Origin of the sequence: Desulforamulus aeronauticus DSM 10349 (assembly GCF_900142375.1) — a bacterium.
GTDB classification, from domain to species: domain Bacteria; phylum Bacillota; class Desulfotomaculia; order Desulfotomaculales; family Desulfotomaculaceae; genus Desulfotomaculum; species Desulfotomaculum aeronauticum.
Genome location: NZ_FRAR01000025.1, coordinates 38,796 through 54,160, shown reverse-complemented (window position 1 = coordinate 54,160; position 15,365 = coordinate 38,796). Strand labels below are relative to the sequence as shown.

Genomic DNA, 15,365 nt, shown 5'->3' with positions numbered 1-15,365 from the left:
CTAATATATCACTGCTCACTTAAGGTAAGCTTGAATGACTTGGAGCACAGTGGTTTGTTCACTGTCCACGCCCCCTTCGGGTGAGAACCGGTTGACAAAGGTGTATTTCAAAGCAGTATGTAAGGATTGTCCTCTCTTTAATAAGGCCGTGGCAGATATGGCTGGGCGGAAGCCACTGGGACGACTAAGACTCTCTTCATGGTACAAGATGTTAAGTTTATGAGTAATTCTTGATAATAACAGTGCTTGGTCTGCAGTTGCTCCATAGACCGCTTCTAATAGGTGAGCCATGGTTTCTACTGGAGGCAACTCCAATTGAATGGTTTCGAAGCGGTCTCCCACAGCGGTATCTTCCATAAAGGTCCCGGTATGGCTACGTCCCCGGTTTTCCGTGGCAATAAAGATACATTTAGGGTGGACCGAAATATGTTGTTTCGTTTCTTCAATGTAGACTTCACGGTTATGGTCCAGGATGGTATAGATGGAGTTATGAATGTCTGGGGTAACCCGGTTAAATTCATCCAGAGCCACGATCCCTGGGCGCTGGATGGCTTCTACAAACTCTGATGGAATAAACACTGTTTGCCCACCAATAAATTCCCAATGCCCAAACCAATCCCTGGGAGTGCGGATGGCTCCCACATTTACTCTGTGGAAGGGTAGGTTATGCGCCTGGGCCAATCTCTTGGTTAGATCGGTTTTCCCTGTACCAGGGTCCCCAGTTAACATCACATTAATGCCGGAAAACATTAAATCCTGAATAATAGAGAGTTTTTCGGCATCCACCCAGAATTTCGGTAAGCTTTCCACATTAACTCCCCAACGGTCAGCTTGTATGTTCTGTTCTATGGTCATTTTGTGTCCCTCCATTGTTCTATTTTTATTTATGTCTTCGGGCCTTAGGCCATAGGCCTTAAGCCTTTTAGGTGTTACTATGTTAGTTTATATTTTGGTTGTTATTGGTTTTTTATAGCATTAGTTTACTAAATATGTTCTCCCCCCTACAAACCATCCCCTGCTCCGTAACTAAAATGTAATAAACCAAACAGGATATTAGTCATTTATGGAGAATTTGGTATAGATGTCAGGTTTCAGGGGGAATTTTTTTGGATATCAAGTCATTGGATCAACAATACATCTACTGGAAATATAAAAATCAGTGGTGCATCGCCAAGATCCAATACAGCCCCTCTTCCTCAAAGGCCTTTTTGTATATCTGGCAGTTGGATGGCAACTTTATGGGTATGACTGCCGGCAAAAGCCCTGACACCATTCTGCAATCCCGAGGGTTTAAAATGTGGATGCGGGAAGGAAGTCCCGATCTGAAAGGAGTATTGGAAGAAAAGGCAAAAAATAAACCAGCACAGATTGAATTGTTTTAAGATGGGAATAATGTCCAAAGGACAATTATTGATAAAGGGTGCAATAGGAGGGTTTATATGTCAGAACAGGAAAAACTTGATATTATTAAAGAATACGGTGGAGCTGCCTACAGCCCAGATTTTGGGGCCTGGGCCGATCTTAACTATGAAGAAAACGGTAAAGAATATGCTCGTACCACCATGGTATTGGTAAATCCCGCTTGGACAGAACCCCTGGAAGCAGCCAGTGGTGAATATTTTCCACCCAACTGGGCTTATGATCCAGAATTGGATATGTACCTGCTGCTTGTTAAGTGGCAAAATGGAGTTCGTTTGCCCATCGCTTTTCGTAAAGAAGATGCCGGTAAACTGTTGTTTGACAACTATGTCAAAATCCCCTTTGATATCATGATTTCCAATAAGAAAATAACCGGCGAAGTTGACCAAGAGAACGATTTAAAATTCCATGTAATCTGGGATGCCAAATTTAATAAATCCCCTCAGGCAGCTTGGCCTGAATAATGCTAACTTTTTAAAAACAGTAAAGCCTAGAAACCTTATTTTTCAAGGTTTTCTAGGCTTTTAATTTATCAGGAAGTGTTTAGCGATGTAACCTTATAGTCTGTCTATGGATGGTCTTCTCTGTTAGCGGCAGGTTTTGTTTCTCCCTTGGACAGTCTGCCGGCTCGCCGTACTGACTCCCGTAGGAGAAATTCTATCTGGGCATTAACACTGCGGAATTCATCCGCCGCCCATTTTTCTAACTGTTCATATAGCTTAGGGTCTATTCGCAAAGGAAAACTTTTTTTCGGCGGCATGATATATCACCTGCTAATACAGGCTTCCTGCATTGATAACAGGCTGGGCAGCCTTCTCAGATACAATTGCCACCATTAAATTATTAATCATTGTTACCTTGCGCTCTTCATCCAGTTCAACGGTACCATCCTGCCTAAGTTTTTCAATGGCCATCTGAGCCATACCCACAGCACCCTCCACAATCTTTTGGCGAGCTGCAATAATAGCAGATGCCTGCTGACGCTGCAGCATAGCACTGGCAATTTCTGTGGCATAGGCTAAGTGTGTAAGACGGGCCTCTATGACCTCTACACCGGCCACTGTCAAGCGGGATTGCAACTCCCTGGCTAGTTCCGCAGCAATTTCTTCGGTATTTCCCCGCAGTGAATAACCAATATCTTCGAAATTATCGTAGGGATATTTAGTCGCTACATGGCGCAGAGCTGTTTCACTTTGTATTTCCACAAATTGCTCATAGTTGTCAACCTCAAATAAAGCCTTGGCTGAATCCACTACCTTAAAAACCACTACCGCTGCAATCTCTATCGGATTGCCTTCAACATCATTGACCTTTAACTTAGCACTGTTAAAATTACGTACCCGTAAGGAGACCTTTTTATTCGTAGAGAAAGGAACTGTAAACCAAATGCCTGCCTCTCGAATACTGCCCAGGTAGCGACCAAAAAAAGTTACGGCCTTTGCCTGGTTTGGCTGTACAATCAGCATGCCACTGGCAAGAACAACCACGGCAAAGATCATGAATGCAGCAACAATAAACTGCAAATTAATAAATAAGTAGACGGACCCGGCAAGTAATGCTAAGAGAAGCAGTAAAGCAAGGAACCCATTCATTTTAAACGCCTGAGTTTCTGTCATCTGAATACCTCCTAAATATATTATAATTATATGTATATGATATCACTTTTATATCATCATTTCAAGGAATTACAAATGGTAAAATTATCTGAGGTTAATTTTCAAAAACATTTCAAGGTATAATGAGTCAAAGTGTTCTCTTTAAAAGACAAATAGGAGCTGCTTTAGATGAATGATTCACTTGCGGAAAAACTCCAAAATATAACCAGTCAATTCCTACCCCCTGCGGCAGAGCTATCGGAAATTGCTGATCAGTTTAAAAAGGAAATGACAAAGGGTCTCTCTGGCGAAGGCTGCCTTAAGATGCTCCGATCCTTTCTGCCAAGTCCCACAGGTCAAGAAAAAGGCACTTACATCACCATCGATTTTGGTGGAACTAACATTCGTATCCAGGTTGTTGAATTGCTGGGTGTAGGCAAAACAAGAATTAAAGAACAACTGCTATTTCCCTTGAAAAATCCTACAGCTAACTACGACTATACCTCCCCTTCTGCCACGGCGGAAGAATTATTTGATTTTATCGCCGCTCAAATCGGCAAACTGATAGAAACCAATCAATCTTACCTCTTGGGTCATACCTTTTCTTTTCCCTGCCAGCAACTTTCTGTTAACCGGGCCAGCCTGCTTAGTTGGACCAAGGAGATTAAAACTTCGGGCATGGAAGGTCAGGAGATTACTACCTTACTGAAGGCAGCACTACAACGGGCGAACCTGCACCGGGTGATTCCTGTGGCCATCATCAATGACACTACCGGTACACTGCTAACGGCTTCCTACCGAAATCCCCGGGCTACCATTGGCTCCATTTGCGGCACCGGCCATAATACCTGCTACTTGGAACCCTGGGAACCTACCACCGGCAAGCCCATGATCATCAATATGGAATCCGGCAATTTTAATAAATTCTTTTTGTCTCCCTATGACAAAGTCTTAGACCAAAGCAGTGAAAAAACCGCTCAACAAGCCTTGGAGAAGGCGGTAGCCGGGCATTATTTAGGAGAAATTGCCCGCTTACTTTTATTCGACTTATGGCAACAAGGCCTACTCTTTGCCAATTTCGGAAAGCAAGTATTCCATCAACCCTACTCCTTAAAAACCCGCGATCTGGCAAACTTTCTGGAGGACAGCACGCCGCAGTTAGCTGTCATTAGCTCTTGGCTGCAAAAAAATTGTCGTATCCCCAAGCCTGCTTTAGAAGAATGCAGTGCCCTAAAAACAGTAGCCAGTCTGGTGAGTACCCGTTCAGCCAGATTAATCACAGCTACTTATGCTGGTGTACTGCAGCACATCGATCCGAAACTGAGCCACCAGCACGTTATTGCCGTGGATGGCTCTTTATTCGAAAAGATGCCCCATTACCAAGCAAATATGCAACAAGCTCTGGTAGATATTTTTCAAGAAAAGGCCCGGCATATTTCTCTGGTACTGGTCAAGGATGGTTCGGGCACGGGTGCAGCCATCGCTGCCGCTGTTTGTCAATAAGTTGTTTTGTCTGCAGGAAGTTCATTCGGACGAGCAAAAGATAATCTTGCAAAATAGAGTAAGTGTGTCTATTTAAACTAACCACGCCTAAAGCTTATGGCAAAAAAGGAGTGCCGCTGACTACATAAAATGGTAGTTTTGCGACACTCCTTTTGTTAGCGATCCATTTTAAGTAATCGGTTGTTCACTCCAACTGTGATCTTTTTTGATCTCCTGATCACTCAAATTAAAATAAGTATATCGTATAGCACCAGGCTGATCGGGTATTGGGTCATCCCAGTTGACATCCAGGTGGTACCATTGGCCTTCGATTTTAACCAAGTTCCAGCCGTGGGGCTCTTCTGCACCCCTAGCTGTCTTGCCGGTGCCGACCATCATGCGACACTCAATTCCCACCATAGGCAGCAGCTTACACATCGCCGAGGCATACCCCTGGCATACCCCTACTCCCTTTACCAGCACACCGTAGGCGGTGTAAGACTCTTTAGCAATGGTGCCCTTTTGATAATTTTCGTAATCAAATTTGGTATTAAGCACCACATAGTCATGCAGCGCCTTTTCCTTTTCCAGCTCGGTCATGCCGGGCTGGATAACACGCTTGATAATCTCTCTTGCTTTCTCATCGACGGCCTGATTCATTTCCCGCACATCCCGGGAAGGGAAATTATAATGAAAGGTAATCTTTATCTGCTGTGAATTACCGGAGTTAATGCGTATTTCAAAGGATTCCGTATGATTTAAATAAGGATGATCCTGCAGAACTTTTTCAGCCACTGCGATTACTTTTTCGGTACTGCCATATTGGTTCCGGTTCGTGGTGTCAAAGGTAATGCTCTCATCAGCTTTCAGCAAAGCCTGGAGTATCTTATTGTAAAGTGGGTCTGCATTCTCGGGAGCGGATTGTATGATAATTTCCTGACTTCCCAAATCCTTTGATTGAATCACTACGGTTTTGCTGGGTTCATCCCATCGTACCTCTGCCCCCAGGGACTCGGAAACAAAGCGCAGGGGTACCATGGTGCTACTTTCAATAATTTTACCCGGCACCTGTAAAGAAATAGGTTGTCCGTTACGTAAGGCTACCAGCGAGCCTACCTGAAGCTGCAGTGTAAAATTATCCTTCACCGCAGTTACGGTTTGCGTAGTTTGATCCCAGGTAACTTCTGCCTGCAGCGATTCAAAAATGCTGCGAATCGGCACTAGGGTTGTTCCGTTTTCAATAACTGCCGAAACACTCAAAGGTTTTCCATCTACAATTACCTAAGACGCTGCAGCCAGATTGGCAAAGGTTAAGGACACAACCATCACTGCTAATGTGGCTAAAGTTTTGAGCTGCCGCATTATGTTCCATCCCCCCTATTCATCCCTACTATCCCTAATTTTACCGTATTCACGGAGTGAATCAATTGAAAATAATAATTTCTATAGAAATAATCCAAGAGTATATTGAAAATCAGAAGTTGGTGTGATCTATTCAATTACATGTAAACGATGGTCCCAGAAAGCCATGAGCATGGCTCACGGGCCATGCTCATGAATGCAATTCTGTTTTGGACATATACTTATTCTCCCTCTTTAGCCTGTTCCTCCTGTGGTACAAACCAGCCTTTCTTGCCAAAGGAAATCATCGTAACATTTATCAAGAAATGGGCCCAAATGGGGGTCCAAATAATCTGGGTTTTATCGTAAAGCCAGCCCAACACGCTACTCATAATCAGGGTAACCAGCAGTAGAACCCACTTTTTTACGTAGCGGGTATGAATAAGCGCAAACAAGACGCTGGTTAGAAAAATGCCCAACTTAGGTTGTAGAGCAGCCCGAAACAACGTTTCCTCAGCAAAGGCTCCGAACCCCATTAATAAAAGGATGTTGGGATAAGAAAAGGTATATAACACCCGATTGGTGCCATCATCCATTAGAAACCGAGGGGGTACCAAGGTTACCAAGAGAACCTGCATAACTACTAAGACTGCCGCCGTTAGACTGCCATAGCCAAAAACCAGCCAAAATTTGTCCATCTGATAGATGGCCTGCCAAGTGGTGCCCTGTCGTACATAAAAAAACCACAGGGCAGCCAGACCACAGAGCAGGATAATCAATTGAGATAAATAGGCTGCCTTTAAGATTACATTTCTGCTATCGTTCTGCATCATAATCCTATAAATACACTGTCTCCCCGTTGGCAAACAGGTAAATAGCCCTTTCCTTCACCTTTTTTCCTAGAATTTCTTCAACCGCCCGGGTGTAAAGGTTGATTTGCTGCCGATAGCGTTCTGCCGGTGCCGTATCTCCAGGCCTCACTGCATCGGATTTATAATCAACTAACAACAAGCCGTCTCCCTCGTCCACCAGGCAGTCAATAACACCCTGTAACAAAACAAACTCACCCGTACCCTGGGTAGACAGCTCTGGATAGATTTCCTCTGCTGACAGTGCTAGGCTAAAGGGCAATTCCCGCTGTACTTCCTTTCCTTGCAGCACCCGCTGCCCCAGGGAACTTTGGAAGAAGGCGGTGATCCACCGGGGGTCAATAACGGCGGCTTGTTCCTCCGTGAGAATTTCCCTCTCCACCAACTGGCGGAGCAGCCAAGCAACATCTTCCACGGTAGGGATCGCCCCAAGCGTCAGGTGCTGCATCACCAAGTGAATAGCAGAACCCTTTTCCGCAGAACTTAGGCCCTGATCTTGCTGCAAAAACCTGGGTCTGTTCGTAAGTTGAGGTCGGAAGCTAACTCCTTCTTCCTGCAAGGCCAATTCAGCAAAACGCCGCTTTACTTCGGTTACGCTGGTTTTGGCAGGCTTTGCTGCTGCCTCGGCAAAGGGGTAGCTCCAGCCCAGACGCCGCTCTATTTCTTCTTGCTGACCGCAGGGCTCCAGGGGCGATAGGCTCCTCACTTTTTCCAGCAATTCTGCTATCTGGTCAGGGTTGTCCGGGGACAGGCTTTGCATTTCTGAACTATGGGTACAATAAACTTGCCAGCGAGAGGGGTCCGCGGCCACCTCTGGGAAGGGCTGTACATCGGTCCCCGTGAGATACAGCAGATGCTGACCGTCCTGATGCCGCATCACTGCCGGCCCAAGCCAATCCAGATAATGGTTGGCCGATGTCAGTTCAGCTGTAGGCAGGGACCAACCGGTTTGTCCCGCAGGGGTAGACCATTTTTCCAAAGACTTCGCCAAATCCGCCACCGAACCCACCAACACCAGCTTTTCCCTGGCTCTGGTTAGAGCCACATAAAGAACCCTCATTTCCTCGGCCACAGATTCTTTCCGTATTTGCTGCCGCAACAGCAACTTAGGTAAACTAGGATAAGAAACCTTGGTTGTCATATTGATAATTTGGGGGCCTAGGCCAAGTTCTTTATGCATCAGCATATCTTTGGCTAAATCACGAAGGTTAAATTTATTACCCAGTCCCGCCACAAATACCACCGGAAATTCCAGTCCCTTACTCTTGTGAATACTCATAATCCGCACCACATCTTCATTTTCGCTAAGAGCTCGGGCGGCACCAAAATCCTTGCTGGAATTCTTCAGCCGCTCCAAAAAGCGCAGGAAGCGAAATAACCCCCGAAAGGCAGTGGCTTCAAACTGCCTAGCCCGGTGATAAAGAACCCTTAGGTTGGCTTGTCGCTGGGTACCTCCAACCATCCCCCCCACATAATCGTAGTAACCGGTTTCCCGGTACAACAGCCAAATTAAATCTGCTAAAGGACCCCGTCTGGCCCGGGAACGCCAGTCCTCCAGCCGCTGCAGCCAATCCGTTACTATATTGGCTGTTTCATCTGCGGCCTGGGCCGCTGCTAGAACAGCATCGTAAAAATCTCCGTTTTTACAATGTAATCTGATTTCTCCTAACTGCCCGGCTGTCAAACCCACCATTGGTGATCTAAGAACACCCACCAGCGGCACATCCTGTCGAGGATTATCAATGATCTTTAAAAGGGATAGAAAAGTCTCCACTTCCATTGCCTCAAAGTAACCCGTCCCTAATTCAGCATAGGAAGGAATGCCTAAGGCTCTCAGTTCCTCGGAAAAGGTGTTGGCCCTACCGGAGGTAGCACGCAATAAAATAACAATGTCCCGGTAGGTCACGGTCCGGTACTGTTTTAGATGGTTATCCCACACGGTCAGAGGAGGGCTAATAGAACCTTTCCCCTGAACCAGTTCCAGAATACGCCGACCCACCAGTCTGGCCTCGGTTTGGTCCTTATTCAAGACCTCTTGCTCGTCTTCCCGACCCAGGAGGTCCGGTTCCTCTGAACCCCCGGCAGCAGGCGCATCCTCTTTGGCAAGTTCCTTACGGTCCAGAATATGCAGCTCCACTGCCCCTTCAGCGGTGGTAACCTCTGCCACCTCCGGGTAACTGGCACCACATTTTAGCTCAGCTGCGTCATTATAATCGATTTCTGCCGCAGAGGTAGTCATCATCTGCCGGAAAACAAAGTTTACAGCCTGTACCACCGACAAGCGGCTGCGGAAGTTTTTACTTAGTTCGATCAGACAGCCTTCGGTGTTATCGGACACGCTATAGCGTAGATATTTCCCCAGAAAGAGTCCTGGTTCTGCCAGTCGGAAACGGTAAATGCTTTGTTTTACATCACCAACCATGAAACGATTATCTTGTTTCGCAACCAGTTGCAACACGGTTTCCTGTACGGCATTGATATCCTGATATTCATCCACCAGCACCTCGGCAAATTTTTGTTTTAGCTCCTGGGCAACGGCAGAAGGCATCCCTTGGCCTGATTCATCTTGCTGTAGCAGGATAGCCAAACAAAAGTGCTCCAGGTCGGCAAAATCCACCAATCCTTTGGACTGCTTTTTCTTTTGATAGCTGTCCATAAACTCCCGGGTAAGATTGATCAACTCTTTCATTAATGGATGCAGGGAACGTAAGTCTGCCAGAATTACCTCTGGCTCCGCACTAAAATAAGTTTTCTTCATATCTTCAAATTTTTTCACAGCTTTATCCCGCAGGGACTTGGCTTTCTTCTTTAGCCCGTCATCAAAGTCACTACCCCGACAGGCCTTCAACTTGCCCCAGTCCATGGAATTAAAGGAGTGATACAGTTCATCCCAGCCAACCTGCCGGCAATTCTGTCGGGTTTCCAGGTCAACTATATTCATCTCCAACGTCGTACTGTAAGGTGCCGGACCCCCAGGCTGTTTAGCCAGCCAGGCCGATTGTTTTAAAAGACCCAGCACACTGCCCATTTCCCCTGCCAGGATTTCCTTAACCTGATCAACCCAGGACAGTTGGTCCAAGCCCACTGCCTCAGGGATAGAGAATTTTTCCGCTACCTGCTCCAGCCAAGCCTTCGGAGCAGGATGACTGCCGGCAAAACGATAAAGTCCCAGCACCATATCCTGCAATTTACTATCATCCCGCTGACCACCATAAATATCCACCAGGGCGGTGAACAAGCCGGTTTCTTCCCGATGATACTGCTCCTCAAAGAGGGCCTCCAATACTTCCAACCGTAAAAGCTCCGCTTCGATATCGTCGGCCACCCGAAAGGCCGGGTCCAAATCCAGCAGGTAAAAATACCGGCGTACCAAATCCAAACAAAAGGAGTGCAAGGTGGTAATGGAAGCCCTGTTTAGCATGGTAAGTTGTTTTGCCAGTCGTTTGGAGTGGGGATTTTCATTCAAAGCCTTGCCCAGCGCCTGACCAATACGCTCCCGCATTTCTGCCGCCGCCGCATTGGTAAAGGTAACAATTAATAACTGATCTACATCAACCGGACGCTCTGGGTCCATAATGCGTTGAATAATTCGCTCCACCAAAACCGCAGTCTTGCCGGCACCAGCCGCTGCAGCGACCAATAAATTAGTGTCTCGCTTGGTGATGGCCAGCTGTTGTTCATCCGTCCATTTTTTATCACTCATGGTTATCACCCAGACTTTCCCTGATCAGCGACCAAATGGCCTCTTCATCCCAGTTAGTCAACAAGCGGAACAGGTTACCTTCCTGCAAAGGATCAAACTGGCAGACCGGCTTGAATACACAAAAGCGGCAGGCTTTCTCCTGTCCTTGTTGATAGGGGCTAATGGCAATCTCCCCGCTCACAATCCGCTGACCAATGGTTCCTAATTGAGACTGCAGGTAACTTCTTAGTTGCGCAAACTGCTCTTCCGAGATCACCCTGGAAGCACTGGTAAAAGTGCCGTCCTTTTTATAGCCAACAGGCAATAGCAGGGAGGTGCCTGCCAGGTCGCCGTCCAGCAGCCCGATCACTGCTTGATCGGCCAGCAGCAGTCCCTTCATTTTTAACTGCTTGAGCATTTCTTCCGCTGCCTTTTGCTCTGACACCGGACCGGAACTGCTAAATAAGGGGTCCCTTACCCCGAAATAAAGCATAGCCGCCGGCAAAGCCGGGTGGTTCACCAATTGTCCGGCGTTTCTTAGGGCCACATCCAAATACGTGAGCAGTTGCAATTTTAAACCGTGGTAGATATCCGAAAGCTTTAGGTCTGCTAACCCGGATTTGTAATCCATAATGGTCAAATACGGCTGTCCACCCTCCCAGGCACAGTCAATGCGGTCGATGCGCCCGGACATCTGCAGGGCACCGTTTTCACCCAAGTTAATACTAAGCGGCGGCAGTTCTCCCTGTTCACCGAAGCCTACTTCCACTGCCAATGGACGGAAGCTCCCCTTTTTGGCATGTTCAGTTAAGGTAGAAACCGCCCTGGCCAAGGTTCTTTTCAGTTTTCTAATTAGATAACGGTGGCGGGCCGTGCTCAGTAATATTTCGTTTTGCAGCCGAGGAGCCAATTCATCGACAATTTCTCCGGTTAAGGCCACTGCCTGATCCTGGGGCAATTGTCCCCAGTCCAAATTTTGCTCTTTGATACGTTCCACAAAGGTTTTGAGAGCAGCATGGAAAAATTGACCCAAATCCGGTGCCCCTAATTGAAACTGCCCACGCTCCTTTAACCGTAAACCGTGGGAAAGGTAATGGGCAAAGGGGCAGGCAGTAAACTTCTCCAGTCTGGAAACACTGGCTTTTAAGCTGCTGCCGTAAAGCCGCTGGCCCAAGCCCTTGGCCAACCGGGGCTCCTGGTTGACATGATACAGGCCGGCTAAAATTTTGCCACAGCGTTGACCCTGCTTTGGTTGACGAGTAAACCAGGAATAGACGTCCTGCCAGATAGGGTCCACTGGTTGACCTGTCTTCATTTCCCTGAACTTGGCTGCCAGATAAGACATGCTGCGTCCGGCAGAGGCGATAAATTCCAGATCCCTGGAGGCTCCCGAAGGTTCTACCGGCATCACTTGTTCTACCAACCGGGGCAGAAGTTCTTTCACTCTGGCAATCACCTGGGAGGGGGCCAGCCCTTTGCCCTCATCATCGGCTTGGGGATAACTTAGATACAGTTCTTCACTGGCTCTCGTCAAGGCCGTATAGATATGGAACTGCTCATCAAAGAGTTTGCGCCGGGTACCTGGAGCCAAGATTAGACCCATCTCCCGTAAGGTCTCTCGCTCGTAATCACTAATCAAGCCTTCATCGGACAACCGAGCCGGTAACACTCCGTCGCTGATCCCTAGTACCAAGGCAGCCCTGACGTTGGGATTACGGGAACGCTCTAAGGTACCCACCACCACCTGATCCAACCCCGGTGGTATAATCCCCAGCTTAAGATTTTCCAGTCCCTCCTCCAGTACGCGGCAATATTCCTCCAGGGAAATCTCCTCCTCCCCGAGAGCCTCCACAATTTCATCCAGCAGTAGCAACACGTTATTCCACAACTGAGCATACTCCCGGGCCTCGCTTAAACATCCCTGCAATTCCAGTTCTTTAGCCCAGCCTTCCAGCGTTTCTGAAACCTGGAGGGCTTGCAACAGTTCAAATAATGCGATGGTAATCTGCCGTACCTGCTTGGACTGGGACAAAGCCGTGGTAAAGTTTTTTAAGTGGGCAATGGCCCGATAACGAATATTGTTGATTTGATCGAGTTCCTTGTCCTCTTGCTCGGACAACTCTTGGTCTTCCTCCAGGGTATATTTTCTGCGATAGGTCCAGTCCCGGCCATCGATCCAACGGGAACCCCGAAGGCCATGCGCTAAAACATAGTTTTCCAGGCGGTCTATTTCCTCTCGCTGCAGTAGTGGGATCAAATCGGTTTTTAAGTACCGGAAGACAGGATCGTAGGACCAGTTCTCCACAGCTGTTTCCAAGGCACTGCGAATCAGCTCCACCAGAGGATGATGGAGCACCGATCGTTTATGATCAATGAACACAGGTATGTCATAATCCTCAAACACATTCATAATAACATGATGGTATTCCTGCAAATCCCGCAACAGCACCACCATGTCTCGCCAACGTAGCCCTTTATCCCGGGACAATCGAACAATCTCTCTGGCTGCGGCTTCCACTTCCGCCCGACGGTTAGCACAAGCCACCAGTTTTATCCCTGCCTGATCCTCATTGGCTGCCGCGGGATGGCAAAAATAGTATTTCTCTACATGGGCCAGGGCAGGAGAAGCTTGAAAACGCTGTGGTACAGGGGTCTCTAACAATACCGGTGGTTCCATCTCCAGCCTTAATGAACCAGCCATCTCCTGTAACCGGTTGTAAGTCTCCACCGTTAGATAAAACATTTCCTCCTCACTGCAGGGCACTTTTACGTGGGTCGGGTCAAAGCAGAGGGCAATTTGCACCCTCTGCGCTGTGGTTAGGATTCCCTCTATGACTGCGTACTCTTGAGGAGTAAAACCGGTAAAACCGTCTATGTATACGTCTGCTCCTTGCACCGTAGGAGAACCAAGTAACCTTTCGGCCAACAGATTCAGATAATCATCCGGGTCGGTAAACCGTTCCGCTAAAAAGTTCTCCAAGTCACCATATAACAGGTGCAAATCCTGCAGTTTATCCAGGGCAGTACCTTCTCCCTGGGCCTCAAGCTGCGTAATTCCCCTTTCTAAATCTCCCGGTTTGATCCGATAGGCTTTAAATTCGGCTAGGGTGGTAGCCAAACTATTGGAAAAACCAGGCTGCCGGGCTGCCCGATGAAAAACTTTCAGTTCCAATTTGCGCTGTTCCAAAATGCGCCGCAGCACCATTCGTTTCCCCAATTCTCCGATATGGGCCCGGGCTGCACCGCCTACTTCCTGCAGCACGCGCCAGGCCAAACGTCGGAAGCTCAATACTTGGGCTCGCATGGTGCCTTTCAGACCGGGCGTGGTGGCTACCATATATTCGTATTGAAAAGTGGCCTGCTCCGGCACCAAAAGAATGATGGAGGTGCCTTCCTGGCTATACCGTAATTTCTCCTGAATTTGTTCCAGGCAGGTGTGGCTCTTGCCACTGCCAGCCCTGCCGATAATAAATCTCAGGCTCACTAAGTGTCCCCCTTTGAAAAACTACAAGACTGGGTCTGCCTACTGGCTCTTACTTACTATCAGTAATTTCGCTAACCAAACCTGAATCCCTCTCATTAAATATCCTGAAAAAGAGGATTAGGCTGCCAGCCCGAAGGGCCGACAGCCTAAATTACCTGCGTTTGCCAGTACTTTTTGCTGGGTCTTTCTTTTTACTCACCGCATTAACGGCCGTGAGAACCACTGAGTTGCCCTGCCGACTTACTTCCAAGCGATAATCGATAATACCCTGTTTATACAGGTCTAATTTTAACTCCAGCAGGACCCTCCCCACTTGCTCTTGGAGCTCCGGTGTAAAGAAAGAGCTAACGCTTTCCTTTTCCCCAGCCTTTTTCACTGTCTTCACCTTAGGTTTGCTAACAGCTTCCTCCTCCAGCCAGGCATTTTCAAAGGTTAGGTCCTCTTGATAGCCCGCCATCATCTCTTGATCGCTAAGATTCTTTTTAATATTGCCCTTTGCCATTCTCTCACCTACTGCTACATTTTATCTTTATTATACTAGACAAAAGTTATATTGTACTATCGAATAATTGCTATTACCTTCAAAGAACAATGGTTTACCAGTAACTCCCTTATCTGGCATCATACTGGGCTAGGTTTATTTAAATCCCAACCGGTAACCCTTTATAAAAACGGTAAATTATTGCTGTCCAACAACATCTTACCTTAATTACCAAGTCTGCCGGAAATTAGAACCTCCTCACAGGAGTTTTTTTTTATTTATGATAACCTAGTAAGTCCCTACTGAATAGGATGAAAGAAATCTATAGGTAAGGAGGTTGAATCGATGTTTGACCGTGTTTATCGAACCTGCCCAACACCCAAAATCGTTGAGGTTGTACAAGAATTTCTTTCGGAAATAAAAATTGTAAAACACCAGGCTTTAAAGAGCAATACTATAGAACCGTTAGAAATGATAGAAGAACAGCCACAACACTCTATGGAAAAAACCTTTGAGACAGAGGAAGCGGCATTAACATTAGATAAAAGCATACTAGAAGAAAATGAGAAAATACCACAGAAAATCAATGAGATTGGCCAACAAGAAATCCTTGAAAAAATTGAACTGTTTCTGGATATAGAACCCACAGCAAATTTTTCCCAAGAAAATAGTTTTGATGATGAAGAAACTAAACAGTCACCAGTCGTGACTGATGATGCTTATACCGAGGCAAACAACCACTCCAATATCTCTTCTCCACCTCAAATTGTTGTTCAAGGAAGCTCCTTTGATGAAGAAAAAGAAGCTGAACAGCCCATGCTCTTGACTGATGACGCTTCCACCGAGACAGAGGATCACCCCGATAATTCTTCGCCACCTCGGATGGTTGTTCAAAAAAATCTCTTTGATGAGGAAAAAGAAACTAAACAGCCCATGCTCTTAACTGATGACACTTCCACCGAGGCAGAGGACCACCCCGATAACTCTTCGTCACCTCGGACGGTTGTTCAAG

At 46.9% G+C, this 15,365-nt stretch carries 12 protein-coding genes; 4 read left to right on the top strand and 8 right to left on the bottom strand.

The window, feature by feature from the left end; translation table 11 throughout:
* Window positions 1-15: 15 nt before the first annotated feature.
* Window positions 16-855, bottom strand: coding sequence for an AAA family ATPase (locus BUA78_RS15820; RefSeq protein WP_072916466.1), 840 nt, complete (start codon window positions 853-855; stop codon window positions 16-18).
* A 251-nt stretch (window positions 856-1,106) separates the two neighbouring features.
* On the opposite strand from BUA78_RS15820, the gene BUA78_RS15815 reads away from it, so the two are divergent.
* Both BUA78_RS15815 and BUA78_RS15810 read left to right on the top strand, forming a co-directional pair.
* Window positions 1,107-1,382 (top strand): hypothetical protein, encoded by a 276-nt coding sequence (locus BUA78_RS15815; RefSeq protein WP_072916464.1) that lies wholly within the window; start codon window positions 1,107-1,109, stop codon window positions 1,380-1,382.
* Window positions 1,383-1,439: 57 nt separating this feature from the next.
* Window positions 1,440-1,883 carry a hypothetical protein gene (locus tag BUA78_RS15810; RefSeq protein ID WP_072916461.1) on the top strand — a complete coding sequence of 148 codons (444 nt, stop codon included), beginning with the start codon at window positions 1,440-1,442 and terminating at the stop codon, window positions 1,881-1,883.
* 104 nt (window positions 1,884-1,987) lie between these two features.
* Here the strand turns inward: BUA78_RS15810 and BUA78_RS15805 are convergent, their stop codons facing one another.
* Both BUA78_RS15805 and BUA78_RS15800 read right to left on the bottom strand, forming a co-directional pair.
* Window positions 1,988-2,179 (bottom strand): type II toxin-antitoxin system antitoxin, encoded by a 192-nt coding sequence (locus BUA78_RS15805; protein ID WP_072916459.1) that lies wholly within the window; start codon window positions 2,177-2,179, stop codon window positions 1,988-1,990.
* 13 nt (window positions 2,180-2,192) lie between these two features.
* Window positions 2,193-3,035, bottom strand: coding sequence for an SPFH domain-containing protein (locus tag BUA78_RS15800; RefSeq protein WP_072916457.1), 843 nt, complete (start codon window positions 3,033-3,035; stop codon window positions 2,193-2,195).
* A 168-nt stretch (window positions 3,036-3,203) separates the two neighbouring features.
* Between BUA78_RS15800 and BUA78_RS15795 the strand changes: the two genes are divergently transcribed.
* Window positions 3,204-4,517 (top strand): hexokinase family protein, encoded by a 1,314-nt coding sequence (locus BUA78_RS15795; RefSeq protein WP_072916454.1) that lies wholly within the window; start codon window positions 3,204-3,206, stop codon window positions 4,515-4,517.
* A 168-nt stretch (window positions 4,518-4,685) separates the two neighbouring features.
* Here BUA78_RS15795 and BUA78_RS15790 read toward each other — a convergent pair whose 3' ends face one another.
* From BUA78_RS15790 to BUA78_RS15770, 5 genes are all read right to left on the bottom strand, one after another.
* Window positions 4,686-5,774, bottom strand: coding sequence for a stalk domain-containing protein (locus BUA78_RS15790; protein ID WP_420795521.1), 1,089 nt, complete (start codon window positions 5,772-5,774; stop codon window positions 4,686-4,688).
* Between the two features lie 305 nt (window positions 5,775-6,079).
* Window positions 6,080-6,670 (bottom strand): CPBP family intramembrane glutamic endopeptidase, encoded by a 591-nt coding sequence (locus BUA78_RS15785; protein ID WP_072916451.1) that lies wholly within the window; start codon window positions 6,668-6,670, stop codon window positions 6,080-6,082.
* A 4-nt stretch (window positions 6,671-6,674) separates the two neighbouring features.
* Complete coding sequence (gene addA / locus BUA78_RS15780; protein WP_072916449.1) at window positions 6,675-10,409, bottom strand: helicase-exonuclease AddAB subunit AddA; 3,735 nt, start codon at window positions 10,407-10,409, stop codon at window positions 6,675-6,677.
* Complete coding sequence (gene addB, locus BUA78_RS15775) at window positions 10,402-13,872, bottom strand: helicase-exonuclease AddAB subunit AddB (RefSeq protein ID WP_072916447.1); 3,471 nt, start codon at window positions 13,870-13,872, stop codon at window positions 10,402-10,404. The genes addA and addB overlap by 8 nt, the downstream gene beginning before the upstream one ends.
* Window positions 13,873-14,023: 151 nt before the next feature.
* Entirely contained in the window at window positions 14,024-14,374 is a 351-nt protein-coding gene (locus BUA78_RS15770) for a hypothetical protein (RefSeq protein ID WP_072916445.1), read from the bottom strand.
* Window positions 14,375-14,698: 324 nt separating this feature from the next.
* Here BUA78_RS15770 and BUA78_RS20295 point away from each other — a divergent pair.
* On the top strand, window positions 14,699-15,365 hold a 667-nt coding region (locus tag BUA78_RS20295), incomplete at its 3' end, for a hypothetical protein (RefSeq protein ID WP_175549046.1).

Excerpts from the sequence above, each read along its gene's own strand:
- BUA78_RS15810 (WP_072916461.1), top strand. The coding sequence starts at position 1,440 with ATGTCAGAACAGGAAAAACTTGATATTATTAAAGAATACGGTGGAGCT.
- BUA78_RS15795 (WP_072916454.1), top strand. The coding sequence starts at position 3,204 with ATGAATGATTCACTTGCGGAAAAACTCCAAAATATAACCAGTCAATTC.
- BUA78_RS15800 (WP_072916457.1), bottom strand. The coding sequence starts at position 3,035 with ATGACAGAAACTCAGGCGTTTAAAATGAATGGGTTCCTTGCTTTACTG.
- BUA78_RS15805 (WP_072916459.1), bottom strand. The coding sequence starts at position 2,179 with ATGCCGCCGAAAAAAAGTTTTCCTTTGCGAATAGACCCTAAGCTATAT.
- addA (WP_072916449.1), bottom strand. The coding sequence starts at position 10,409 with ATGAGTGATAAAAAATGGACGGATGAACAACAGCTGGCCATCACCAAG.
- BUA78_RS15785 (WP_072916451.1), bottom strand. The coding sequence starts at position 6,670 with ATGATGCAGAACGATAGCAGAAATGTAATCTTAAAGGCAGCCTATTTA.
- BUA78_RS15820 (WP_072916466.1), bottom strand. The coding sequence starts at position 855 with ATGACCATAGAACAGAACATACAAGCTGACCGTTGGGGAGTTAATGTG.
- BUA78_RS15770 (WP_072916445.1), bottom strand. The coding sequence starts at position 14,374 with ATGGCAAAGGGCAATATTAAAAAGAATCTTAGCGATCAAGAGATGATG.